This window comes from Streptomyces sp. AC550_RSS872, assembly GCF_019049285.1.
Lineage (GTDB): Bacteria > Actinomycetota > Actinomycetes > Streptomycetales > Streptomycetaceae > Streptomyces.
Genome location: NZ_JAGMUL010000091.1, coordinates 139,743 through 163,418 on the forward strand (window position 1 = coordinate 139,743; position 23,676 = coordinate 163,418).

Genomic DNA, 23,676 nt, shown 5'->3' on the forward strand with positions numbered 1-23,676 from the left:
GGCCGCCCCGGCGGCGCACGCTGCTGCCCATGACCACACCCTTCCGCTGCACCGAACCACTCCCGCCCAGGTCGGCCACCGGCACCGTCGCCGAGGTGTACGCCCAGATCGCCCTCGACTTCGGCATCTCCGAACCCGTCACCTTCGTGGTCCTGTCCTCCGCCCCCGAACTCCTCGCCCCCACCTGGGCGTTGCTGCGCGAGTCGCTCATCGCGGGGGCAGGCAGCCGGACCGGCAAGGAACTTGCGGCCCTCGGGGTGTCCATGGCCAACAAGTGCCCGTTCTGCGTGGACGCGCACACCGTGCTCCTGCACGCCACCGGCGACCACACGCTCGCCGAACGCCTGGCCCGCGGGGAGCGGCCGGAGACCGAGGAGCACGCGCGGGTGCTCGCGTGGGGGCAGCACACGCGTGTGCCGGGCGCTGCCCTGGAGCCGTATCCCTTCCCGCGCGAGCACGCGCCCGCCTATCTCGGCACCGCGCTCACCTTCCACTTCATCAACCGGACCGCGTCGGCCCTGCTGACCGAGAACCTGTTGCCGGCGGGCGCCCAGCGATTCCGTGCGGTCCGCAGCCTCGCGGGGCGCACCCTCGCCCGCACCGTGCGCCGCCCTGCCCGTCCCGGCACCTCCCTCCAGCTGCTCGACCCCGTCGACCCCGGCGAGGCCCCCGCCTGGGCGCAGGGCACACCCGTCGGCATCGCGTACGCGGCGCTGCTCAGGGCGGCGATGCGGGGCGCGGGTCCGCTGGACGCCGACGACCACGACCTGGTGGAGCAGACCCTCCAGGACTGGGACGGGTCGCATCCGCCGCTCGCCTGGGACGGGTTCCCGGACCGCCGGGAGCGTCCGGGGGCGCGCCTGGCGCTGCCGGCCGCCCTCGCGCCGTACCGCATCACCGACGAGGACGTGACGGCGTGGCGTCGGCCGGAGCACACCGACCACTGTCTGGTGCATCTCGTCGCGTACGGCGCCTTGGTGGCGGTGGATCGCATCGAAAGCGCTATCTGCGCCCAAATCATCCAGGAGGCCACGTAACTCTCCCAGGACCCCCGTAATTGCCGCCCTCTTGCGGCCCTTCCGTAATGGCGTCAGCACGGAGTGAGTTGGCACTTCCGCCCCACCGGGAGTCATGTGACACTGGCGTCCCGTCCGCAGTGCGGACTCCTTCCGCACCGTCCCCCACGAGAAGTGCGCCGTGCGTTCTCTGCCCTTGCCGCTCGCCCTCACCGCGCGTCTGTCGCCCGTCGTCGTGCTCGCCGCGGCGGGCTGGGCGCTGTCGTCCGGACCGTTCGCCGCGACCCCGGCGGCCGAAGACCAGCGGACGCAGAAGAGCGGCGACGAGTCGTCCAAGGCCCCCGCGACGGCGGCCGTGTCGAAGACCTATGCCGCCGCTCCCGCGCCCTGTGGCAGTCTGGGCTCGAAGTCGATAAAGGCGCTCGTCCCGGGCGCCAAGACGGCCGGCAAGGAGATCCCGTCGACCGACTCCACGCTGCGCCGCACCTGCTCGTGGAACGCGCTCAAGGGCTACGACTACCGGTGGCTGGACGTGTCCTTCGAGATCACCAAGTCGGACGAGGCGGCCCAGAAGTCCTACCAGGAGCGCGTCGCGGACCGCAGCGGCGGCGGCGACGTCCCCGGCATCGGCGACGCGGGGTACTCGGTCGTGAACCTCACCACCGAGGACAAGCAGGAGACCCGCGAGGGCATGGTGCTGGTCCGCGTGTCCAACGCTCTGGTCTCCATCACGTACAGCGGCAGTGACTTCGAGTCGAAGAAGGCGCCCGACACGGACGAGATCAACAAGGGTGCGATCAAGGCGGCCCGGGAGGCGGTGGCCGCCCTGGAGGACGGCCAGACGGGCTGACCGTCCTCACCGTCCTCCCCAGCCGGTCCGGTTCAGGCCGCGACGCGTTCGCGGTGGCCGGCCATCAGCACCACGTACAGCACCAGCGAGGCACCCAGGCCCACCGCCCAGCCGTAGTCGGCCAGCGGCTTGAGGAACGGGATCAGCCCGTCCGTCGGGAACGGCCCGGTCTTCGCCCCGTCGGCACCGACGCCCGAGTACGAGCCGCCGACCGCGAGCACGCCGCCGACCAGGAAGGCGAGGATCGCGCGCCAGTTCCAGCCGGACGAGTACCAGTAGCGTCCGCCGGGCGTGTACAGGTCGGCCAGGTGCAGCACCGTACGGCGGACGATCCAGTAGTCGGCGATGAGGATGCCCGCGACGGTGCCGAGCAGGCCGCCGACCACGCCGAGCCAGGTGAAGATGTAGAACTCGGGCGTCGAGATCAGCTTCCACGGGAAGATCAGGATGCCGACGACCCCCGTGATCAGCGCGCCCGTACGGAAGTTGATGAGTTTCGGCGCGAGGTTCGCGAGATCGTACGCCGGTGAGACGACATTGGCCGCGATGTTCACGGAAACGGTCGCGACAAGGACGATGATCAGCGCGAAGAGCAGCCCGAAGGCGTTGTCCGTCTTGGCCGCGAGGGCGACCGGGTCCCAGATCGCCTCGCCGTAGACGACCTCGGAGCCGGAGGTGACCAGCACGGCGAGGATCGCGAAGAGCGTCATCGTCGTGGGCAGGCCGAGGGACTGGCCCCAGGTCTGCGCCTTCTGGCTGGCACCGAAGCGCGTGAAGTCGGGAATGTTGAGCGACAAAGTGGCCCAAAAGCCGATCATTCCCATGAGGGACGGGAAGAAGACCGGCCAGAAGTCGGCACCCCAGCCCAGCTTCGACGGCTGGTCCAGCAGCGCGCCGAACCCGTCCGCCTTGACCGCGATCCAGATCAGCAGCACGAACGCGCCGACGATCACGAAGGGCGCGGCCCAGTTCTCGAAGTGCCGCAGGAAGTCCATTCCGCGGTAGATGATCGCGATCTGCAACGCCCAGAACAGGAGGAAGCACAGCCACAGCGGCCACGGGTTTCCGGCGATCTTCCCGGCGTTCTCCCAGCCGCCGCCGGTGAGCTTGGACCCCAGCGCGAAGATGCCGCTGCCGCCGATCCAGGTCTGGATGCCGAACCAGCCACAGGCCACGGCCGCCCGGATCAGCGCCGGGATGTTGGCGCCCCGCAGCCCGAAGGAGGCCCGCGCCAGCACCGGGAACGGGATGCCGTACTTGGGCCCGGCGTGCCCGGTGGCCAGCATCGGCAGCAGCACGATGACGTTGGCCAGGGCGATGGTGAAGACGGCCTGCTTCCAGTCCATGCCGAGCGCGACCAGGCCGGAGGCCAGGGTCCAGCTGGGGATGCAGTGGGCCATGGAGATCCACAGGGCCGCGAAGTTGTACGTCGTCCACTTGCGCTCGGCGACCGGGACGGGACGCAGGTCCTCGTTGGCGAAGGGGCTGTCGGCGGGGAAGGCCTCGGGGGCGAGTTCGATACGTCCGCCGGTGTCGGCGGACTGGGTTATCGGTGACCCCGTGGGGACTGTGTCGGTCATGAGCAGGCCAATCGACGTACGGGACGGAAGGGATAGGCCGTGCGGGGGCCTTGGGCGGGTCCGGGGCGGGGCGGTGCGGGAACGCACCCGCCCCTCCCCGGACCCGCCTCCCTCCCCGGGGCGGGTGGCGGGGAGGCCGGGGACCGCGGGGAGGGTGACAAGGTGGGGGGTCGGGTTGGGCGGCGCCGCGTGGTGCGGCGCCTGAACTCGCTTTGGAACGCTAGGAGTTGTTGACGGCCGGAATGACCGACGAACCGTACGCGTCGATCACCGCTTCCTGCGCGTCGTGCATGTCGTAGACGGCGAACTGGTCGACGCCCAGCTCCCGCAGCGCGTTCAGCTTCTCGATGTGCTTCTCGACCGGGCCGATGACACAGAACCGGTCGACGATCTCGTCGGGCACGAACTGGGTGTCCGGATGGTCGGCGCGTCCGTGGTGGGAGTAGTCGTACCCCTCACGCGCCTTGATGTACTCGGTGAGTTCGTCGGGAACGGCGGCGGAGTGCTCGCCGTACTTGGACACCAGGTCGGCCACATGGTTGCCGACCATCCCGCCGAACCAACGGCACTGCTCCCGGGCGTGGGCCAGGGCCTCGGGCGAGTCGTCCTCGGTGACGTACGCGGGAGCGGCGACACAGATCTTCACGTCCGACGGGTCACGTCCGGCCGCGACCGCCGCGTCCTTCACGGCCTTGACCATGTACTCGGTCAGATAGAGGTCGGCGAGCTGGAGGATGAACCCGTCGGCCTCCTCGCCGGTCATCTTCAGGGCCTTCGGGCCGTACGCCGCCATCCATACGGGGAGTTCGGCGCCGGGCTTGATCCAGGGGAACCTGACGACCGTGCCGCCGCCGAGGTCGGCCTCCCGGCCGCTGCCGAGGGCGCGGATGACCTTCATGGCCTCGCTGATGCGGGCCAGGGTGTTGGGCTTGCGGCCGGCGACGCGCATGGCCGAGTCGCCGCGGCCGATGCCGCAGACCGTGCGGTTGCCGAACATGTCGTTGAGGGTGGCGAAGGTGGAGGCGGTGACCTCCCAGGTGCGGGTGCCCGGGTTGGTCACCATCGGGCCGACCTTGAGCTTCTGGGTGTTGGCGAGGATCTGGCTGTAGATGACGAACGGTTCCTGCCACAGCACGGCCGAGTCGAAGGTCCAGCCGTGGCTGAACCCGCTGCGCTCGGCGCGTTTCATCAGGCTGACGACCCGCGAGGCCGGCGGGTCGGTCTGCAGGACGAGTCCGAAGTCCATGGGCTCCGCTCCTAGTTGAGGTACTGACAGGTGGAGCGGGGGGTGTAGACGCCGTGCCCGGCGCGCCCGGTGTACTCCCGCTCGGTGATGACGGGTTCGCCGCGCGAGAGGACCGTCTCGACCCGGCCGGTGGTCCGCTTGCCCTCGTACGCCGAGTAGTCGACGTTCATGTGGTGCGTCACGGCGGACATGACCTGCTCGGCCTGCGGGTCGTAGATCACGACGTCGGCGTCCGCGCCCGGCGCGATGGTGCCCTTCTTCGGGTACATACCGAACATCCGGGCCGGTGTGGCACAGGCGATCTCGATCCAGCGGCGGCGCGAGATGTGACCGTCGACGACGGCCTGGTGGAGCAGGTCCATCCGGTTCTCGACACCGGGAAGGCCGTTGGGGATCTTCGAGAAGTCCCCTCGGCCCAGCTCCTTCTGGCCCACGAAGCAGAAGGGGCAGTGGTCGGTGGAGACGACCTGGAGGTCGTTCGTCCTGAGCCCCTTCCACAGCTGGGCCTGGTGCTCCTTGGGCCGCAGGGGCGTCGAGCACACGTACTTCGCACCCTCGAAGTCCGGCTCGGCGAGGTTGTCGGTGGACAGGAACAGATACTGCGGGCAGGTCTCGCCGAAGACGTTCAGCCCCTCGTCACGCGCCCGCGCCAGCTCGGCCACTGCCTCCATGGCCGAGACGTGCACGACGTACAGGGGAGCGCCGGCGACCTGGGCGAGTTTGATGGCCCGGTGGGTGGCCTCGGCCTCCAGCAGCGCCTTGCGGACCTCGCCGTGGTAGCGGGGGTCGGTCTCGCCGCGGGCCAGCGCCTGCTCGACCAGCACGTCGATCGCGATGCCGTTCTCGGCGTGCATCATGATCAGGCCGCCGTTCTCGGCGGAGCGCTGCATGGCACGCAGGATCTGGCCGTCGTCGGAGTAGAAGACGCCGGGGTAGGCCATGAACTGCTTGAAGGAGGTCACCCCCTCCTCCACCAGCAGGTCCATCTCCTTGAGCGTCTCCTGGTTCACATCGGAGACGATCATGTGGAAGCCGTAGTCGATCGCGCAGTTGCCCTCGGCCTTGGCGTGCCAGGCGTCGAGGCCCTCGCGCAGGGTGTGGCCCACGCTCTGCACGGCGAAGTCCACGATCGTGGTGGTGCCGCCCCAGGCGGCGGCCCGGGTGCCGGTCTCGAAGGTGTCGGAGGCGAAGGTGCCGCCGAACGGCAGCTCCATGTGGGTGTGGGCGTCTACGCCGCCCGGGATGACGTACTTTCCGGTGGCGTCGATGGTCCGGTCAGCGGTGAAGGCCTCGGCAGCCGGGGTGCCGGTCGCCGCGAGGGCGGCGATGCGGCCGTCCTCGATCAGGACGTCGGCGTGGATCTCGTCGGACGCGGTGATGACGAGGCCGCCGCGGATGATTGTTCGGCCGGTCATGTCGTGGTCGCTCCTCGTGGTGTTCGAAGTGGCGGTCGTGTGGGGCTGGTCGCGCAGTTCCCCGCGCCCTGGCGGCGTTGCCCCTGGCGGCGTTGCCTCGTACGGCTCCTTCTCAAGGTGCTGTCAGCGGGCCGTACGCCCCCGGCGCGCGGTCCCTGTAGAACTGCCAGCGGTCGCGGACCTCCCGCAGCTTGGCCAGGTCCAGGTCGCGTACGACCAGTTCGGTCTCCTTGTCGCTCGCCACCTCGCCGACGAACTGGGCCTCCGGGTCGACGAAGTACGTGGTGCCGTAGAAGTCGTTGTCGCCGAGGTCCTCCACACCGACCCGGTTGATCGCGCCCACGAAGTACTCGTTGGCGACGGCCGCGGCCGGCTGCTCCAGCTGCCACAGATAGCGGGAGAGGCCGCGGGAGGTCGCCGAGGGGTTGAACACGATCTCGGCACCGGCCAGGCCCAGCGCCCGCCAGCCCTCCGGGAAGTGACGGTCGTAGCAGATGTAGACGCCGATCTTCCCGACGGCCGTCTCGAAGACGGGCCAGCCGCTGTTCCCCGGGCGGAAGTAGAACTTCTCCCAGAATCCCTGCACTTGGGGGATGTGGGTCTTGCGGTACTTGCCGAGGTACGAGCCGTCCGCGTCGATCACGGCGGCGGTGTTGTAGAGGACGCCCGGCTGCTCCTCCTCGTACATCGGCAGGACGAGGACGATGCCGAGTTCCTTGGCGAGCGCCTGGAAGCGGCGGACGGTCGGGCCCTCGGGGATCTGCTCGGCGTACTCGTAGAACGCCTTGTCCTGGACCTGGCAGAAGTAGGGCCCGTAGAACAGCTCCTGGAAACATAGGACTTGAGCACCCTGGGCGGCCGCGTCGCGGGCCGCCTGCTCGTGTACCTGGATCATGGATTCCTTGTCGCCGGTCCAGGCGGTCTGGAAGAGGGCGGCACGAATCACTCGGCTCATCGGGACCTCCGGTCGCTCGGTGTGCGAGAAGGCTAGGAAGTCCAAAGCGGCGGTTTGAGTTGCACGGTGTCACGTCTGAGGGCGTGTGGCGTGCCACGGTGTCACCCTGTCGTGATCCCATGTTTCACCGCCGTTTTCCCAGGTCGTGGCAGGTTTCAGCCCTGTTGCGCGTCGTGCGCGAGGAGTGCGATGTGGACGGATGCGGCCTGCTCGAAGTCGTCGAGGTCGACGCCGAGCCGCCCCTGTATCGCCTCCAGGCGGCGGTAGAGCGCGGGCCGTGAGACGTGGTGGAGCTGGGCGGTGCGGGACTTGTTGCGGCCGGAGGCGAGATAGGTCCGCAGGACGGCGAGCAGATCCTCGTCCGCTCCGGAGAGCAGCCCGTCCAGCTCGCGCTCCGCGAACGACTGCACCTGCGGGTCGTCCCGCAACAGGCGGATCAGGCCGCGCAGATGGACGTCCTTGAGGCGTACGACGGCCGGGAGGTCGAGGGCGGCCGAGGAGTCGGCGACAGCGTCGGCGACATGCTGGGCCTCGCGCAGTCCGGCGGGCACGTCGTCCCAGGCGGTACGGGCGTCGGCGGCGGCCACGACGGTCCGGGCGCTTCCCGACTCGGTACGCACCCGGTCCGCGAAGTTCGCGGCGAGCACGGCGGCGTCCTGGTCCCGGGCGAGGCTGAGCAGCACCGCGGTGGCTCCGTCGGCGAGCTCGGCGACGATCCCGGACAGCCCCAACAGCCGCAGCACACGCTCCAGTCGGTCCGCCTCGCCGTCCCGCACGACCAGCGGCACGAAGGTGCGCCGGTTCACCGGCAGTCCGGCGGCACGCGCGCGTGGCAGGAGTTGCCGCGCCGGAACGACCCCGCTGACCAGGTCGGTCAGCAGGCTCTGCGCGGACTGTTCCTCCCAGGTGTGCGCGGAGGTGCCGCCGAGCATGCGGTGCAGGACCAGGGCCTCGGCGGCGCGGTCGGCGAGCAGCCGTCCGGTGGCGGTGTCGCCGCGGTATCCGCACAGCATGATCTGGCCCCACCGCTCCCCGCGTCCGCCGAGTTCGGCGCGGATCCAGCCGTCGCCCTCACGGCCGCCGGCCTGCCGGGCGATGCGCTCCCAGTCGCGCAGCACGTCGTCCACGGCCGACCGCTCGCCCGCCGTGGCGAGGACGCGGTGGGCGAGGTTGGTGACGACCACGGGGCAGGCGCTGTGCGAGGCGATCTCGTCGAGGAGCCGCTGGAGCGGGGCGCCCGCGGTGATCAGTCCGGTGAGCGCGGTCCGTACGGACTCCGAAAGGCTCACGGCGGCGAACTTCCGCCGCACGAGCCGGCACTGGACCTCCTCGGTCAGCTCCGCGAAAGGGAACGGCCGGTGCAGGACGACCATGGGCAGCCCGCACCGCTCGGCGGCCCGGCGCATCACGTCCGGCGGCGCGGGAAACGCCCGGCCGAGGCCCAGGACGACGGCCGCGGCCTCCGCCCGGTGCAGGGACCGGATGTACTCGGCCTGCTTGTCCTCGTCCCCGGCGAGCAGCACCCCGGTGGTCAGCACCATCTCGCCGCCGCTGAGCATCACTCCGACGTCCGGTGCCTCGGCGACATGCACCCAGCGCACCGGCCGGTCCAGCTGACCGGCGCCGGCCACCACCTCGGGCTCCCCGGCGAGCACCCGCTCCAGGGTGAGGACCTGCCGGACCGACAGGGCGGGTTCCGAGGCTTCCGAAGGCTCCAGGGGCTCGGAGGTGGTGACCATGGCGACGTTCCCTAACTCGGGTACTCGAACGGGTCCTGCTGGATGCCTAGATGCTCCTCAGAGCGCTCTCGAGGATCGCGGCGCCTTCCTCGGCCTCCGCGACGGTGAGGGACAGGGGCGGGGCGATACGCAGGGACGTGGTGTTGTGGCCGCCGCCCTTGCCGATGAGGAGGCCGCCCTCGCGGGCCGCCTCCAGCACGGCCGACGCGGCGGCCGGGTCGGCCTCGTCGGTGCCGGGCCGGGTGATCTCGACGCCCAGCATCAGGCCCCGGCCGCGCACCTCCCGTACGTGCGGCACATGCGTCGCGACGGCCCGCAGCCGTTCCACGAGCAGCCCGCCGACCCGGCGGGCGTTGCCCTGGAGGTCGTGTTCCAGCAGGTACGACAGGTTGGCGAGGCCGGCCGCCATGGTGATCTGGGTGCCGCCGAAGGTGGAGATGCTGTTGGAGTCCAGGCAGTTCATGATGTCGGCGCGGGCGACGACCCCGCCGATGGACATGCCGTTGCCGATGCCCTTGGCGAAGGTGAGGATGTCCGGCGGACCGGACCGCGCGTGCGCCTGCCAGCCCCAGAAGTGGTCGCCGGTGCGGCCCCAGCCGGTCTGCACCTCGTCGGCGATCCACAGGATGCCCTGCTCGGCGAGGACCTCGCGAAAGGCGGCGTACAGCCCGTCCGGCCCGGACGTGAAGCCGCCGACGCCCTGGACCGGCTCCGCGATCAGCGCGGCCGGCGGACGGGTGTGACCGAGGATGTCCCGCAGGTCCTCGACGCAGGCGGCGATGAAGTCCTCGTCGCTCAGGTGCGCGTACGGCCCACGCGTGCGCACCCCGCCGTGGACGTACAGCGTCTGGAGCGGCGACAGCGAGGTCGGGGACCAGCCGCGGTTGCCGGTGATACCGACCGCGCTGAAGGAGCGCCCGTGGTAGCTGTTGCGCATCGCGAGGATCGTGTTGCTCCGGCGGTGGGTCGTCGCGAGCAGCAGGGCAGTGTCGTTGGCCTCGGTGCCGGAGGTGGTGAAGAAGACGCGGGCGTCCGGGATTCCGCTCAACTGGGCGATGCGCTCGGCGAGTTCGACCATCGGCCGGTTGAGGTACAGGGTGGAGGAGTGGATGATCCGCCCGGCCTGCTCACTCACCGCCTTCGTCACCTCGGGCAGCGCGTGCGCGGTCATCGTCGTCAGGATGCCGCCGAAGAAGTCGAGGTAGCGGTTGCCCTCGGCGTCCCACACATGGCGGCCCTCGCCGTGGGTGATCTCCAGCGGCTCCTCGTAGTAGAGGGCGAGCCAGTCGGGCATGACGGCGCGGTGGCGTCCCAGCAGATCCTTGGTCACGGCTGCACCAGTCCTTCGTAGGCGTCAGGGCGGCGGTCGCGGTAGAAGGCCCATTGCTGCCGCACTTCGTCGATGAGGTCGAAGTCGAGGTCGCGGACGATCAGTTCCTCCGTCTTGTCGCTGGCGACCTCGCCGACGAACTGGCCGCGCGGGTCGACGAAGTACGAGGTGCCGTAGAAGTCGTTGTCGCCGTACTCCTCGACGCCGACCCGGTTGATCGCGGCGACGAAGTACTCGTTGGCGACGGCGGCGGCCGGCTGCTCCAGGCGCCAGAGGTAGGAGGAGAGGCCTCGGTGGGTGGCGGAGGGGTTGTAGACGAGCTGGGCGCCGTTCAGGCCGAGTTGCCGCCAGCCCTCCGGGAAGTGGCGGTCGTAGCAGATGTAGACGCCGACCTTGCCCACGGCGGTGTCGAAGACGGGCCAGCCGACGTTGCCCGGCCTGAAGTAGTACTTCTCCCAGAAGCCTTTGACCTGCGGGATGTGGTGCTTGCGGTACTTGCCGAGGAAGGTGCCGTCGGCGTCGATCACAGCGGCGGTGTTGTAGTAGAAGCCGGGCTGCTCGACCTCGAAGACGGGGACGACGATCACCATGCCCGTCTCGCGGGCCAGCTCCCGCATCCGCCGCACGGTCGGCCCGTCGGGGACCGGCTCGGCCCAGTCGTAGTGCTGGGGTTCCTGGACCTGACAGAAGTAGGGCGCGTTGAAGACTTCCTGGAACCCGATGATCCTGGCACCCTGACGGGCCGCCTCGCGGGCGTGCTCCTCGTGCTTCGCCACCATGGACTCGGTGTCGCCGGTCCAGGTGGCCTGAACCAGAGCGGCACGAACGACGTTGGCCATGAGCTGCTCCTTCGACGGGACGTCAGAGCCTCTACGCCCGTAGAGGGGGCCGTAGAGGCTCGAAAGTAAGCCCCTGGAACAGCCTTGCCAAGACCATCGTCGTTAACCCGCAGAGTCGATCGCGTTTCACACTCCTGTGGGTGACTGATGGGGCCGGTGGGAGGGGTGTGACGCCCGGTGCACCCGGAGTCTCAGGCCGTGTGGCCCGCCACCCGCAGGGCGTGGACGAGGTCCCACTGGCACTCGTCCGAGACTCCCTGGGCCGCCGCCAGCAGCAGCGGTACGAGCGTCCTCGGGTCGGGTGCGGCGCTGCGGGCGGCCTCCTCCGGGGTGCGGACGCGGACGTAGGCGTCGAGCAGGGCGCGGACCTCGCGGTGCCGTCCGTCGCCCGCCAGCGCGACGACGGCCTGCCCGATCTCGTGCGCGGGCCGTCCCACACCCTGCCGCAGGATCTGCTCCCCGTCCTCGGCCCGCCCCGCCGCGGTGAGCGCGTCGGCGGCGGCCACGAGCCGCTCGGCCGGCAGTGAGGCGGCCTCCCACAGCAGGGTCGCCCAGTCGGCCCCAAGCCCGGCGCGCTGCATCTCGGCGGCGAGCAGGGGGATGCGTACGGCGGGCCAGTACGCGGCCTCGACGAGCAGCGCGTGCGCCTCACCGCTGCGCCCCTGACCGCGCAGCCGCACCAGCGTCTCCACGGTCTCGATGACCTCCATCCGATCCGCCACGTCCATCTGCCCGGCCTGCGGCTGCGCGGGGGTGACCGTGACCGCGACCGGTTGGGCCTCCGCCTCGGCTCCGGCGAATCGGGCGCCGCGCGGAGTACGGCCGCCGGTGACGGGCTGGGCGGGGAGGGTGGGGAGGACGGGTGCGGCGGCGGGCGGTACGACGACAGGGGCTGCCCCCTCCTCGACGATCCCGGCGAAGCGGGCACTGCCGCGGCGCCGTTTGCGCTGCTGCGTCCCCCGCCCGTCGGACCGGCCGGTCTCCCCGGCTGCGGGCTCCCCCTGTTCCTCGGCCGCCCAGGACGCCGTCACGGCGGCCGGCCGCACGCCGCGCTGATCCGGCACGGTCCGGACTTCGCCGTCGGCGGACCGGGGCTCACTCGGGTCTGCCCGGTCCGCGGCGCCGCCGGTGTCCCTCGCGGTCCCGAATGCGGCATCCCCGAACCCGTCGCCTGTGAGCCCCCGGCCTGCGGACCCGTCGAACCCGTCGGCTGCGAACCCGTCGAACCCGTCGGCTGCGAACCCGTCGTCGACGCGGAAGACGGACCCCTCCCCCGCCTGCTCCCGCCGTATCGCCTGCCCCTGCGCGCTCGCCGCCCTGCGGTCCAGGTCGGCCGTCCGGGCCCGGAGTTCGGCGCAGCGGGCGGTCGCGCGTTCGTGGTCGTCGCGGGCCCAGGCGAGGTCGAGGCGGATGGCGTCGGCTTCCTCCTGGCTGCTCGCGGAGGCGAGCAACCTGCCCAGTTCCGCCTGCCGTTCGGCGGCGTAGCGCTGTTCGCGGAGCATGACGTCGAGGCGGTCACCGAGGGCGTCACGGCCGCCGGGCCGGGCGTCGTACGCGACGAGGGCGGCGGCGTGCAGGGCGCGGGCGCGTTCCGTCTCGGGGGCCGCGCCGCCGGGGCCGTACTGGCCGGCGAGGTCGTGCAGGAGTGCCTCCACCACGTCCCAGGGCGGCACTTTACGTCCGTCGAGGCAGGCCTGCATGCCCTCCGGGTCACGCTGCCAGAACACCCCGCACCAGCCGCTGCCCTGGTCGAGGCGCGCCAGAAGGCCGTGCAGGTAGTTCACGAACTCCCGTACCCGAGCCGGGAGTTGATCCACTGACATTGCCCAACTCCCGCCAGACCGGAGCACTCCGGTCCGTTAGGCAACACCAGTCATGTTACGAACGGGCTACGGGGAGTTTTCCGAATGGACGCAGAGTACGCCGGGGCTGCCGGAACGTGACGTGCGGGCGGCTCAGGCGGCCGCGTCGGCGACCGGTGCGCAGCGGCCGACCAGCTCGTCCATCGACAGCCCGAGAGCGTGCGCCAGCGCGGCGACCGTGAAGAAGGCCGGGGTCGGCGCCCGACCGGTCTCGATCTTGCGCAGCGTCTCGGCGGAGATGCCGGCGCTCGCCGCGACCTGCGCCATGCTGCGGTCGCCGCGGGCCTCGCGGAGGAGCCGGCCGAGCCGCTCGCCGCGTTCACGCTCTTCGGGGGTGAGAGGGGTGCGCACCATGACGCCCATTCTAATACCGCACCCGGTCGCGCCACCCCATTCAAATACCGGTATAGTAATTGGCATGGTGGAACTGAAGACGGACGCGTCGATCGAAGCGATGTACAGGGCGGGGCAGGTCGTGGGGCAGGCCCTCACGGCCGTCCGCAAGGCCGCCGACGTGGGCGTCTCCCTGCTGGAGCTGGACGAGGTGGCGCGCGAGGTGCTGCGCGCGGCGGGGGCGACCTCGCCGTTCCTCGGCTACCGCCCCTCCTTCGCCCCCGTCCCCTTCCCCGCCGTCATCTGCACCTCGGTGAACGACGCGATCGTGCACGGCATCCCGACCGGGTACCGCCTGCGCGACGGCGACCTGGTCTCCGTCGACTGCGGCGCCGAACTGGGCGGCTGGGCCGGTGACTCGGCGATCAGCTTCACGGTCGGCACGCCGCGCCCCGCCGACGTCCGCCTCATCGAGACGGCCGAACGGGCACTGACGGCGGGTATCGAGGCGGCCGTGGTCGGCAACCGCCTCGGCGACATCGCCCACGCGATCGGCTCGGTGTGCCGGGCGGCCGGGTACGGCATCCCGGACGGGTTCGGCGGGCACGGCATCGGCCGCAAGATGCACGAGGATCCATCGGTGCCCAACGAGGGCCGCCCGGGCCGGGGCATGCCACTGCGGCACGGCCTGGTCCTCGCCATCGAGCCGATGCTCGTCGCGAGCGGCAGGGACGACTACCACGCGGCGCCGGACGGCTGGACCCTGCGCACGAACGACGGCTCCCGGGCGGCGCACACGGAGCACACGGTGGCGGTCACCGACGCGGGACCGCGCATTCTCACCGCCCGGGACGCCCCCTGACGACGACACCCACCGAGCCCCGCCCGTCGGAGATGGCGCGCGCCGACGGGCGCGTACTGCGCCCCGGCGGCTCCCGTCACCGCCGCTCGCGCGCGGTACGCGCGACCCCTGGCGAGTTCGCACCTGAGAACCTTTCTTCGCATATGTGTACGGCAAACTATCGACGGCGGCACCTCCTCCAACCAGGCATATGAGGACCGTCGTCAGGCCAGTGACATTTGCTTTTTCAGCTCGTAATACTTTCATGCCTTGTCTTGCCACACCCTCGCCCTCCGCAGCTAGCTGGTTGCTGCGCCCAATCCCCACCCGGGGACTGGGACCACACCGCAGTGAGGAGAAGTCATGAAGAAGGCATACGAAGCGCCGACGCTCGTCCGGCTCGGTACGTTCCGCAAGGAGACGGGGCTCCTTCAGCGCTCCGGCAACGACCGGCTGATCTTCAGCAAGAACTGACGGGCGACGGCACTGACCCGACGTCATGACTGAACTGCACGAAGGTGCGGGGACGGGCCCCGGCGACGCGCACTTCGCGGTCTTCCCAGACCGTGCGGACGCGGCCGCCGTGGCCCGCTCCTTCGCCCGCCCCGGTTGCCGGACCCTCGCACACGCGTCGGGCCGGCCCTGGCTGGTCGGCCACTGGCACGACGACGAGATCGTCACCGCGAGCGCCGGGAACACCACCCTCGCCGTCATCGGCTGCTGCCCCGTCGAGGCCGTGCAACTCCGGCGTACGGCCGCACGGCTGAGGGACCTGACGGAGCTCGACGCGCCGGCCCGCTCCCTCCCCGGCAGCTTCCACCTCGTCGCCGCCCTCGACGGACAGGTCCGGGTGCAGGGCACCGCCTCGGGCCTGCGGCTGGTCTTCCACGCGGAGATCGACGGCGTACGGGTGGCCGCCACCCGCGCCGACACGCTCGCCGCCGTGCTCGGCATCGACCCCGATCCGCAGGAGCTGGCCGTCCGGCTGCTGTGGCCGGCGCCCTACCCCCTGTTCGAGACCTCCCTGTGGCGCCCGGTCACCGCCGTGCCCGCGCAGGACGCCCTGATCGTCGCCGCGGACGGGCGCACCGTACGGCACACCCGGTGGTGGACGCCGCCGGAGCCGGTGCGGCCACTCGCCGAAGCGGCCCCCCTGATCCGTACGGCGCTGGAGGAGGCCGTGGGCGCGCGGACCCGGCAGGGCGGTGTGGTGAGCTGTGATCTGTCCGGCGGCCTGGACTCGACATCCATCTGCTTCCTGGCCGACCGTTCCCCCGCTCACGTGGTGGCCAGTACCTGGCCGGGCCGCGATCCGGCGGACACCGACCTGCACTGGGCGGAGCGGGCCATGGGGCACCTCCCGGACGTCGAACACGTGGTGTGGGACGCCGACGCCTCGCCGCTGGTCTACGAGGATCTGCTCGGCATCGACGACCTCCTCGACGAGCCCACCATCGGCGTCATGGACCGCTCCCGGGTCCTGCACCACCTGCCGGGCCTCGCCGCACGCGGCAGCCGGTTGCACCTGACCGGGATCGGCGGCGACCACGTGGCCTGGTGCTCCGACGCGTACTACCACCGGCTGCTGCGCACCCGTCCGCTGTTCGCCCTGCGCCAGTTGCGTGGGTACCGGGCACTGTGGCAGTGGCCGCTGAGCGGCACGGCCCGCGCCCTCGCCGACTCCCGGCCGTACGGGAAGTGGCTTGCCGACGGAGCCGGCCGGCTGCGTGGCCCGTTGCCCTCGTCCGTCACGACGAGTCTCGGCTGGGGCATGGCCCCGCGCCTGTTCGACTGGGTGACTCCCGACGCCGAGCGGATGGCCCGCCGGGCACTGCTCGATGCGGCGGCCACGGTCTCACCGCTGCACCCGGACCGCGGACTCCACACCGACCTGGAGCAGATCCGCTCGTGCACCCGCGTGATCCGGCAGTGGGACCGCATGGCGGCGCGCGCGGGCCTGCCGATGGCCTCCCCCTTCTTCGACGACCGCGTCATCGAGGCGTTTCTCGCCGTCCGTCCGAGCGAGCGCGTCACTCCCTGGCAGTACAAGCCCGTCCTGACCGCCGCGATGCGCGGCATCGTGCCCGAGGACTGCCTGCGGCGGGCCAACAAGGCGACGGCCGCCATGGACGCCGCCAACGGACTGCGCCGGCACCGCGGCGATCTGATGGCCCTGTGGGAGGGCTCACGGCTGGAGGCGCTGGGCCTGGTGGACGGCGCCGAGTTGCGCCGCCTCGCCCTGCGCCCCGCCTCGCCTGGCCTGTCCGACGCCATCCTCTACTCCACCATCGCCGCCGAGGTGTGGCTGCGGGGGCTGTCCCACAGCCGTGCCCGCACTCCCTGAGAAACCCGTCAGAAAGGCGAGCGCATGCCCTTGCGGTTCGACGCACACGTCGCCACGGCCGAGACCGACTACGGCACCGTACTGCTGGACGAACGGGCCGGTACCTACTGGGAGTTGAACCCGACCGCCACCCTCGTGGTCCGCACCCTGCTCGACGGCGGCGAGGAGGCGGACGCGGCCGCCGCCCTGGTCAGCGAGTTCGACATCGACCGGGCACAGGCCCAGCGGGACGTCGAGGCACTCGTCGGTCATCTGCGCGAGGCGGGGCTGGCCTCATGACGACACCCAGCGCGCTGGAACGCCCCACCGGTGTGCCCCTCGGCCACCGCCTGGCCGCCCGCCTCGTCCTGCTCCCCGCCATCGCGCTCGCCCTGCTGCCACCGCGCCGCATCCGTGCCGTCCTCGGTGTCCTGCGCCGCGGAGCCGCGCCCGCCACCACCACGCAGGCCCAGGCCGCGCGGGACGCCCTGTGCGCCGTCAGCCTGCGCTGCACCGGGCCGAAAGGGTGCTTGCCGCGTTCCCTGGGGGCCGCCCTGCTGTGCCGGCTCCAGGGAGCGTGGCCGACGTGGTGCGCCGGAGTCCGCGTGGTCCCGCCCTTCACCGCACACGCCTGGATCGAGGCGGAGGGCCGTCCCGTGGGCGAAGCCGTACCCGACGGCTACTTCGCCCCGCTGGTGACGGTCGAGCCGGCGGACCGATGAGCGGCGGCGTGTCCGCGGACACCGGGCCGTCGACCGACGGTGCGACTGACCGTGCGGTTACGGACGTCGGGCCGACGACCCGCGGTGCCGCTACGGATGACGGACGGGCTCCCGGCAGCACGGTCGCGGACGACAGGCCGCACGAGCCCGCCGACGACGACCGGTCGACCCGCGCGGCCGTGACCACGCTGTACCGGCTCACCGCCGGGCACCGGCCCGCCATCGCCGTGGCCACCGTGCTGACGCTGGCCGGCTCCGCGCTGGGGCTGGCCCAGCCGCTCGTGGCCCGGCACGCCGTGGACGCCAGCGGCCGCGGACAGGTCGTCTGGCCGCTGCTGGCACTCCTCGGCGCCCTGTTCCTCGTGGAAGCGGCGATCGGTTCGGCGGGGCGCTTTCTGCTGGAGCGGACGGGCGAGGGCGTCGTACGGCAGCTCCGGCTCGGCCTGGTGGGGCGTCTGCTCCGGCTGGAGATGCGAGAGTACGACCGCCACCGCAGCGGGGACCTGATCTCCCGGGTCACCGCCGACACCACCGTGCTGCGGGGGGTCGTCTCGCAGGCCCTGGTCGACCTGGTGACCGGAAGCCTCGTCGCCGTGGGAGCGCTGGCCGTGATGGCGTGGCTCGACCCGCTGCTGCTGCTTCTGGTGGCGCTCACCGTGGCGGTCGCCGCGGCTGTGGTCACCTCGCTGCTCCAGGGCCTGAGGCGTGCCTCCGAGCGGATGCAGGACGCGGTCGGTGCCGTCGCCGCGGACCTGGAACGGGCCCTGGGTGCCCTGCCCATGGTCCGGGTGCACCGCGCCGAGGACCGCGAGGCCGCCCGCATCGGAGCCCGGGTCGACGAGGCCTACGACGCCGGGGTGCACACCGCGAAGCTCGCCTCCGTCATGAGTCCCGCCGTCGAACTCGCCGTCCAGGGCTCCTTCCTCATCGTCCTCGTCGTGGGAAGCCTGCGGGTCGGCGGTCACGCCGGCTCCCTCGGAGACCTCGTCGCGTTCCTGCTGTACGCCTCGTACCTCGTCATGCCACTGTCCTGCGTCTTCCACGCGGTGGGTCTGGTCCAGCGCGGCATGGGCGCCTACCGGCGCGTCGACCAGGCGCTGCGCCTTCCCATGGAGCACACGGGTCCGCCGGCCGGGCAGACCCGCCACCGGCCGCTGCCGTCCGTGCCCGCCGGCCGGCCGGCGCTCGCCCTGCACGACGTCCGCTTCGGTTACGCCCCGGGTCGATCCGTGCTGTCCGGCGTGTCCTTCACCGTCCCCCACCGTCGGCACGTCGCCCTGGTGGGCCCCTCCGGCGCCGGCAAGAGCACGGTCTTCGCGCTGGTGGCGGGGTTCTACGAACCGGACGCAGGGACCGTGCTGTTCGACGGGCGGCCCGCCGCAGAACTCGGCCGCGACGCCTGCCGCCGGCGCATCGCCGTGGTGGACCAGAACACCCATGTCGTCCACGGCACCCTGCGGGAGAACATCACCTACGCCGTGCCCGACGCGCCGGAGGCCGAGATCCGGCGGGCCCTCGCGCTGGCCCGGCTGGACGAGCTCGTCGACCGGCTGCCCGGCGGTCTGGAGGCCGTCATCGGTGAACGCGGCAGCACCCTCTCGGGCGGCGAACGCCAACGCGTCGCCCTGGCCCGGGCCCTGCTCGCCCGTCCCGCACTGCTCCTGCTGGACGAGCCCACCTCCCACCTCGACGCGATCAACGAGGCGGCGCTGACCACGGTGATGAAGGACGTCGCCCGGGAATGCGCCCTGCTGGTCATCGCCCACCGCCTGTCCACCGTGCAGCACGCCGACCACATCGTCGTGCTCCACGAGGGCCGCAGCGCCGCCTGCGGACGCCACGAGGAACTGATGGCCCGCGACCCCCTCTACCGCGACCTCGCCACGAGCCAGATGCTGCGCCCCGGCGGGCCGTCAGCGACCCGCGACGGCCGTCGGGCGAACGGCTGAGGAGGGCGCGCAGGAGCGCGCCCCCTGCCACGTGCAGCCGACCATCGCAAGCGGTGCGCGGCGGCTGCGGCGGCCCGGGGGTTCCTGCACATGCCCCCTGAGCCAGAACGTGCCATCGTGGCATGAGCGTGCCCGAACCCGGTTACCCGGCCCCAGCACGCCGATCAGCGAGGGCGACCCTGCCCGCGCAGGGACGCCGGATGGGAACGCCATGACCAGCGGCTTCAATGGTGGTCCGGAAGACTACGACCCCTTCGGAGAATTCCTCGCCCGCTTCTTCGGCGGACCGCGCCCCGGCCCCCGGCAGATCGACATCGGCCGTCTGCTCAGTCAGCCGGCCCGGGAGCTGGTACGGGGCGCCGCGCAGTACGCCGCCGAGCACGGCAGCCGCGACCTGGACACCCAGCATCTGCTGCGCGCCGCACTGTCCGCCGAGCCGACCCGGAGTCTGCTCAGCCGGGCCGGCGCGGATCCCGACTCGCTGGCGACGGAGATCGACGAGCGGTCGGGGCCGGTGCAGCACCCGCCGGGCGAGGCGCCGCCCCCGACATCGCTGTCCCTGACGCCGGCCGCCAAGCGCGCCCTGCTGGACGCCCACGACCTGGCCCGGGCGCGCGGCACCGGATACATCGGCCCGGAGCATGTGCTCAGCGCCCTCGCCGCGAATCCCGACTCGGCGGCCGGGCACATCCTCAACGCGGCCCGGTTCAGCCCCTCCGGCGGGCCGCCGGAGGCACCGGACACCCCCGATTCCCGGCCCCGTATCGACCAGCGACCGCGCGTCGACTCGGGTACGCCCACCCTCGACAAGTACGGCCGCGACCTCACCGACCTGGCCCGCCGGGGCCGTATCGACCCGGTGATCGGCCGGGACGAGGAGATCGAGCAGACCATCGAGGTGCTCTCGCGGCGCGGCAAGAACAACCCCGTGCTGATCGGCGACGCGGGCGTCGGCAAGACCGCGATCGTGGAGGGCCTGGCCCAGCGGATCGCCGACGTCGACGTGCCGGACGTGCTCAGCGGCCGCCGCGTGGTCGCGCTGGACCTGACGGGCGTGGTCGCGGGCACCCGCTACCGGGGTGACTTCGAGGAGCGGCTCAACAACATCGTGGGCGAGATCCGCTCCCATTCCGACCAGCTCATCGTGTTCATCGACGAGTTGCACACCGTCGTGGGCGCCGGAGGCGGCGGCGAGGGCGGGTCCATGGACGCCGGGAACATCCTCAAGCCGGCCCTCGCGCGCGGCGAACTGCACATCGTGGGCGCGACCACGCTGGAGGAGTACCGCAGGATCGAGAAGGACGCGGCGCTCTCCCGCCGCTTCCAGCCGATCCTGGTCCCCGAGCCGACCAGCGCCGACGCGATCGAGATCCTGCGCGGCCTGCGCGACCGTTACGAGGCGCACCACCAGGTCCGCTACACCGACGAGGCGCTCGTCGCCGCCGTGGAACTGTCGGACCGCTATCTCACCGACCGCCGGCTGCCGGACAAGGCGATCGACCTGATCGACCAGGCGGGCGCCCGGGTACGGCTGCGTGCGCGGACCAAGGGCACGGACGTCCGGGCCATGGAGCGCGAGGTCGAGCAGCTGCACCGGGACAAGGACCAGGCGGTCGCCGACGAGAGTTACGAGCAGGCGACCCAACTGCGCGACCGTATCGTCGAGTTGAAGCAGCGCATCGCGGACGCGTCCGGCGACGAGGAGATCGACGAGGGGCTGCATCTGGAGGTCACCACCGAGGCCATCGCGGAGGTCGTCTCCCGGCAGACCGGCATCCCGGTGAGCAGCCTGACCGAGGAGGAGAAGGACCGGCTGCTCGGCCTGGAGGAGCATCTGCACAAAAGGGTCGTCGGCCAGAACGAGGCGGTACGCGTCGTCTCCGAGGCGGTCCTGCGCTCCCGCGCCGGACTCGCGAGCCCCGACCGGCCGATCGGCAGCTTCCTCTTCCTCGGCCCGACCGGCGTCGGCAAGACCGAGCTGGCCCGGGCGCTCGCCGAGGCGCTGTTCGGCAGCGAGGAGCGCATGGTCCGCCTCGACATGAGCGAGTACCAGGAACGGCACACCGTCAGCCGGCTGATCGGCGCCCCGCCCGGCTATGTCGGCCACGAGGAGGCCGGTCAGCTCACCGAGGTGGTGCGCCGGCACCCGTACTCGCTGCTGCTGCTCGACGAGGTCGAGAAGGCCCACCCGGACGTCTTCAACATCCTGCTCCAGGTCCTGGACGACGGCCGGCTGACCGACTCCCAGGGCCGCACGGTGGACTTCACCAACACGGTCATCGTGATGACCAGCAACCTGGGCTCGGACGCGATCAGCCGCGGCGGCGCCGGGATCGGATTCGGGGCGGGCGGCGAGGAGGCCGACGAGGAGGCGCGGCGCGAGCGGGTCCTGCGGCCGCTGCGCGAGCACTTCCGGCCCGAGTTCCTCAACCGCATCGACGAGGTGGTCGTCTTCCGCCAGCTGACCCCGGACCAGTTGCAGCAGATCACCAACCTGATGCTGGACCAGACCCGTCGGCTGCTCCAGGCCCAGGGCGTCTCGGTGGACTTCACCGGCACGGCCGTCGACTGGCTCTCCGAGCGCGGCTACCAGCGCGAGTACGGCGCCCGCCCGCTGCGCCGCACCATCCAGAAGGAGGTCGACAACCAGCTCTCCCGGCTGCTCCTGGACGGCCGGATCGGCGAGGGCGGCCGGGTGACGGTGGACGTGGAGGACGGGCGGCTCACCTTCCGTGCGGAAGAGCTGCCGCCCGCCCCCGAGTTGTGACGTTCCGGGCCGGTCCTACGACGCCGGCCGCACCACCATCGCCGAGCCGCCGCCCCGCCGTACCTTCTCGGCGGCGGCCAGCCACGTGCCGTTCGGCAGCCGCTGGACGCCGGTGGCCGCGCCGATCTCCGGGTTGAGCCGGAAGCCGTGCCCGATGGTCTCCAGCCGGGCCCTCAACGGGCTGTTGTACAGCCCCGGTTCGAGTTCGGTGGTGGTCTGGTTGCGCTGGCTGGCGCGCGGCGCGGCGATGGCGTCGACCAGCGGCAGGCCCCGGTCGAGGAAGCCGGTCAGGCTCTGCAGCACGGTCGTGATGATGGTCGCGCCACCGGGTGAACCGAGCGCCACGACGGGCTTGTCGTGCCGGTCGACCACGATCGTCGGCGACATCGACGAGCGCGGCCGCTTGCCCGGCCCCGGCAGGTTCGGGTCGTGGACGTCCGGGCTCGCCGGGGTGAAGGAGAAGTCCGTCAGCTCGTTGTTGAGGATGAAGCCGCGGCCCGGGACCGTGATGCCGCTGCCGCCGGTCTGCTCGATGGTGAGCGTGTACGAGACGACGTTGCCCCACCTGTCGGCCACCGTCAGGTGGGTCGTGCTGTCGCCCTCGTAGGTGGTCGGCGCCGCCGTGCCGCTCGCGTCGCAGGCCGCGGGGTTGCGCGGGTCGCCCGGCGCGACCGGGCTGGTCAGCACCGCGTCGTCCTTGATCAGGCACTCCCTCGAGTCGGCGTACCGCTGCGACAGCAGCTCCTTCGTCGGTACGTCCTCGAAGGCCGGGTCGCCGACCCAGCGCCCGCGGTCGGCGAAGGCGATACGGCTGGCCTCGATGTAGCGGTGCAGGTACTGGACCTCGCTCGCCTTCGACAGGTCCGTGTTCTCAAGGATGTTGAGGGCCTCGCCGACGGTCGTACCGCCGGAGGACGAGGGCGCCATGGAGTAGACACCGAGTCCGCGGTACGAAGTCTTCGTGGGCGCCTGGGACTTGGTGCGGTAGGTCGCCAGATCCTTGGCGGTCAGGTCGCCGGGGCGGGCGTTCCAGCCGGAACCGGGGTCGACGGGCGGGTGGTTGACCGTGTCGACGATGTCCTCGGCGAGGTCGCCCCGGTAGAGCGTGCCGACGCCCTTCCTGGCCAACTCGGCGTAGGTGCGGGCGAGATCCGGGTTCTTGAAGGTCGATCCGACGACCGGGAGCCGCCCGTTCGGGAGGAACAGCTTCGCGGTGTCCGGGAAGTAGCGGAACCGGGTCTCGTTCGCGGCGGTCTGCTCGCGGAAGGTGCCGTCGACGGTGAAGCCGTCCCGGGCGAGCCGCTCGGCGGGCTTCAGCAGCGTCCCGAGCCGCTTGCTCCCCCACTGGTCCAGCGCCTTCTGCCAGGTGGCGGGCGTGCCCGGGGTACCGACAGCGAGGCCGCTGCTGACGGCCTCGGCGAAGGGGACCGCCTTGCCGTTCTCCACGAAGAGGCCGGAGTCTGCGCTCAGGGGTGCCGTCTCACGGCCGTCGATGGTGCGCACCGTACGGGACTTGGCGTCGTAGTAGACGAAGTAGCCGCCTCCGCCGATGCCGGCCGAGTAGGGCTCGGTGACGCCGAGCGCGGCGGCCGTGGCCACGGCGGCGTCGACGGCGTTGCCGCCCTTGCGCAGGACCTCGATGCCGGCCGCGGAGGCGTCCGCGTCGACGCTGGACACCGCTCCGCCGTAGCCGACGGCGACCGGAACCTTCTCGACTGCCGTGCTCTCGGGGGCGGGTGGCGCTGCGGCCCCCACCGACACCACGGCGGCCGAGACCGCCAGGACCGACAGTTTCCGCGCGACAGGGCGACGCATCCGCACCTCCAGTCAGGGACCGTCCGGGCAGCCTATGCGATGGGCATGCCCCCGTCAGCAAGACCGCGCCCGGGCATCGCTCGAACACGGGTTT

Annotated in this window: 19 protein-coding genes; 9 read left to right on the plus strand and 10 right to left on the minus strand. The window is 71.7% G+C overall.

Annotated features, from left to right (window positions below; translation table 11 throughout):
- Nucleotides 1-29 precede the first annotated feature (29 nt).
- Together KUM44_RS29305 and KUM44_RS29310 are read left to right on the plus strand one after the other, a co-directional pair.
- On the plus strand, nucleotides 30-1,037 hold the full coding sequence (locus KUM44_RS29305; RefSeq protein WP_217212684.1) for a carboxymuconolactone decarboxylase family protein: 1,008 nt from the start codon (nucleotides 30-32) through the stop codon (nucleotides 1,035-1,037).
- A 160-nt stretch (nucleotides 1,038-1,197) separates the two neighbouring features.
- Nucleotides 1,198-1,866 (plus strand): hypothetical protein, encoded by a 669-nt coding sequence (locus KUM44_RS29310; RefSeq protein WP_217212686.1) that lies wholly within the window; start codon nucleotides 1,198-1,200, stop codon nucleotides 1,864-1,866.
- A 32-nt stretch (nucleotides 1,867-1,898) separates the two neighbouring features.
- Here the strand turns inward: KUM44_RS29310 and KUM44_RS29315 are convergent, their stop codons facing one another.
- The 9 genes from KUM44_RS29315 to KUM44_RS29355 all read right to left on the minus strand — a co-directional run bounded on the left by KUM44_RS29315 (nucleotide 1,899) and on the right by KUM44_RS29355 (nucleotide 13,186).
- On the minus strand, nucleotides 1,899-3,446 hold the full coding sequence (locus tag KUM44_RS29315; protein ID WP_217212688.1) for an NCS1 family nucleobase:cation symporter-1: 1,548 nt from the start codon (nucleotides 3,444-3,446) through the stop codon (nucleotides 1,899-1,901).
- Between the two features lie 220 nt (nucleotides 3,447-3,666).
- On the minus strand, nucleotides 3,667-4,692 hold the full coding sequence (locus tag KUM44_RS29320; protein ID WP_217212690.1) for a TIGR03842 family LLM class F420-dependent oxidoreductase: 1,026 nt from the start codon (nucleotides 4,690-4,692) through the stop codon (nucleotides 3,667-3,669).
- Nucleotides 4,693-4,703: 11 nt separating this feature from the next.
- Nucleotides 4,704-6,107 carry a dihydropyrimidinase gene (hydA, locus tag KUM44_RS29325; RefSeq protein ID WP_217212692.1) on the minus strand — a complete coding sequence of 468 codons (1,404 nt, stop codon included), beginning with the start codon at nucleotides 6,105-6,107 and terminating at the stop codon, nucleotides 4,704-4,706.
- Nucleotides 6,108-6,219: 112 nt separating this feature from the next.
- A complete protein-coding gene (locus tag KUM44_RS29330) occupies nucleotides 6,220-7,062 on the minus strand; it encodes a nitrilase-related carbon-nitrogen hydrolase (RefSeq protein WP_062716579.1) in 843 nt (280 codons plus the stop codon).
- A 155-nt stretch (nucleotides 7,063-7,217) separates the two neighbouring features.
- Nucleotides 7,218-8,801: a PucR family transcriptional regulator gene (locus KUM44_RS29335; protein ID WP_217212693.1), complete on the minus strand. Its 1,584-nt coding sequence runs from the start codon at nucleotides 8,799-8,801 to the stop codon at nucleotides 7,218-7,220.
- Between the two features lie 46 nt (nucleotides 8,802-8,847).
- Nucleotides 8,848-10,131, minus strand: coding sequence for an aspartate aminotransferase family protein (locus tag KUM44_RS29340; RefSeq protein ID WP_217212695.1), 1,284 nt, complete (start codon nucleotides 10,129-10,131; stop codon nucleotides 8,848-8,850).
- Nucleotides 10,128-10,970, minus strand: a complete 843-nt coding sequence (locus tag KUM44_RS29345) for a nitrilase-related carbon-nitrogen hydrolase (protein WP_217212697.1) — start codon at nucleotides 10,968-10,970, stop codon at nucleotides 10,128-10,130. Before KUM44_RS29345 ends, KUM44_RS29340 begins: the two co-directional genes overlap by 4 nt.
- A gap of 191 nt (nucleotides 10,971-11,161) precedes the next feature.
- Nucleotides 11,162-12,793, minus strand: coding sequence for a hypothetical protein (locus KUM44_RS29350; protein WP_217212699.1), 1,632 nt, complete (start codon nucleotides 12,791-12,793; stop codon nucleotides 11,162-11,164).
- A 132-nt stretch (nucleotides 12,794-12,925) separates the two neighbouring features.
- Nucleotides 12,926-13,186: a helix-turn-helix domain-containing protein gene (locus KUM44_RS29355; RefSeq protein ID WP_217212701.1), complete on the minus strand. Its 261-nt coding sequence runs from the start codon at nucleotides 13,184-13,186 to the stop codon at nucleotides 12,926-12,928.
- 64 nt (nucleotides 13,187-13,250) lie between these two features.
- Here KUM44_RS29355 and map point away from each other — a divergent pair, with 64 nt between their 5' ends.
- The 7 genes from map to KUM44_RS29390 all read left to right on the plus strand — a co-directional run bounded on the left by map (nucleotide 13,251) and on the right by KUM44_RS29390 (nucleotide 21,767).
- Entirely contained in the window at nucleotides 13,251-14,027 is a 777-nt protein-coding gene (gene map / locus KUM44_RS29360) for a type I methionyl aminopeptidase (RefSeq protein WP_217212703.1), read from the plus strand.
- Nucleotides 14,028-14,369: 342 nt separating this feature from the next.
- Nucleotides 14,370-14,480 (plus strand): keywimysin-related RiPP, encoded by a 111-nt coding sequence (locus KUM44_RS29365; RefSeq protein WP_023549519.1) that lies wholly within the window; start codon nucleotides 14,370-14,372, stop codon nucleotides 14,478-14,480.
- A 25-nt stretch (nucleotides 14,481-14,505) separates the two neighbouring features.
- A complete protein-coding gene (locus KUM44_RS29370; protein ID WP_217212705.1) occupies nucleotides 14,506-16,350 on the plus strand; it encodes a lasso peptide isopeptide bond-forming cyclase in 1,845 nt (614 codons plus the stop codon).
- A 24-nt stretch (nucleotides 16,351-16,374) separates the two neighbouring features.
- Nucleotides 16,375-16,629 (plus strand): lasso peptide biosynthesis PqqD family chaperone, encoded by a 255-nt coding sequence (locus KUM44_RS29375; protein WP_217212706.1) that lies wholly within the window; start codon nucleotides 16,375-16,377, stop codon nucleotides 16,627-16,629.
- Nucleotides 16,626-17,051 (plus strand): lasso peptide biosynthesis B2 protein, encoded by a 426-nt coding sequence (locus tag KUM44_RS29380; RefSeq protein ID WP_217212708.1) that lies wholly within the window; start codon nucleotides 16,626-16,628, stop codon nucleotides 17,049-17,051. The genes KUM44_RS29375 and KUM44_RS29380 overlap by 4 nt, the downstream gene beginning before the upstream one ends.
- Nucleotides 17,052-17,230: 179 nt before the next feature.
- On the plus strand, nucleotides 17,231-19,000 hold the full coding sequence (locus KUM44_RS29385) for an ABC transporter ATP-binding protein (protein ID WP_308402760.1): 1,770 nt from the start codon (nucleotides 17,231-17,233) through the stop codon (nucleotides 18,998-19,000).
- Between the two features lie 211 nt (nucleotides 19,001-19,211).
- Entirely contained in the window at nucleotides 19,212-21,767 is a 2,556-nt protein-coding gene (locus KUM44_RS29390) for an ATP-dependent Clp protease ATP-binding subunit (protein WP_217212712.1), read from the plus strand.
- A 15-nt stretch (nucleotides 21,768-21,782) separates the two neighbouring features.
- Here the strand turns inward: KUM44_RS29390 and ggt are convergent, their stop codons facing one another.
- Nucleotides 21,783-23,582, minus strand: a complete 1,800-nt coding sequence (gene ggt, locus KUM44_RS29395; RefSeq protein WP_217212714.1) for a gamma-glutamyltransferase — start codon at nucleotides 23,580-23,582, stop codon at nucleotides 21,783-21,785.
- Nucleotides 23,583-23,676 lie beyond the last annotated feature (94 nt).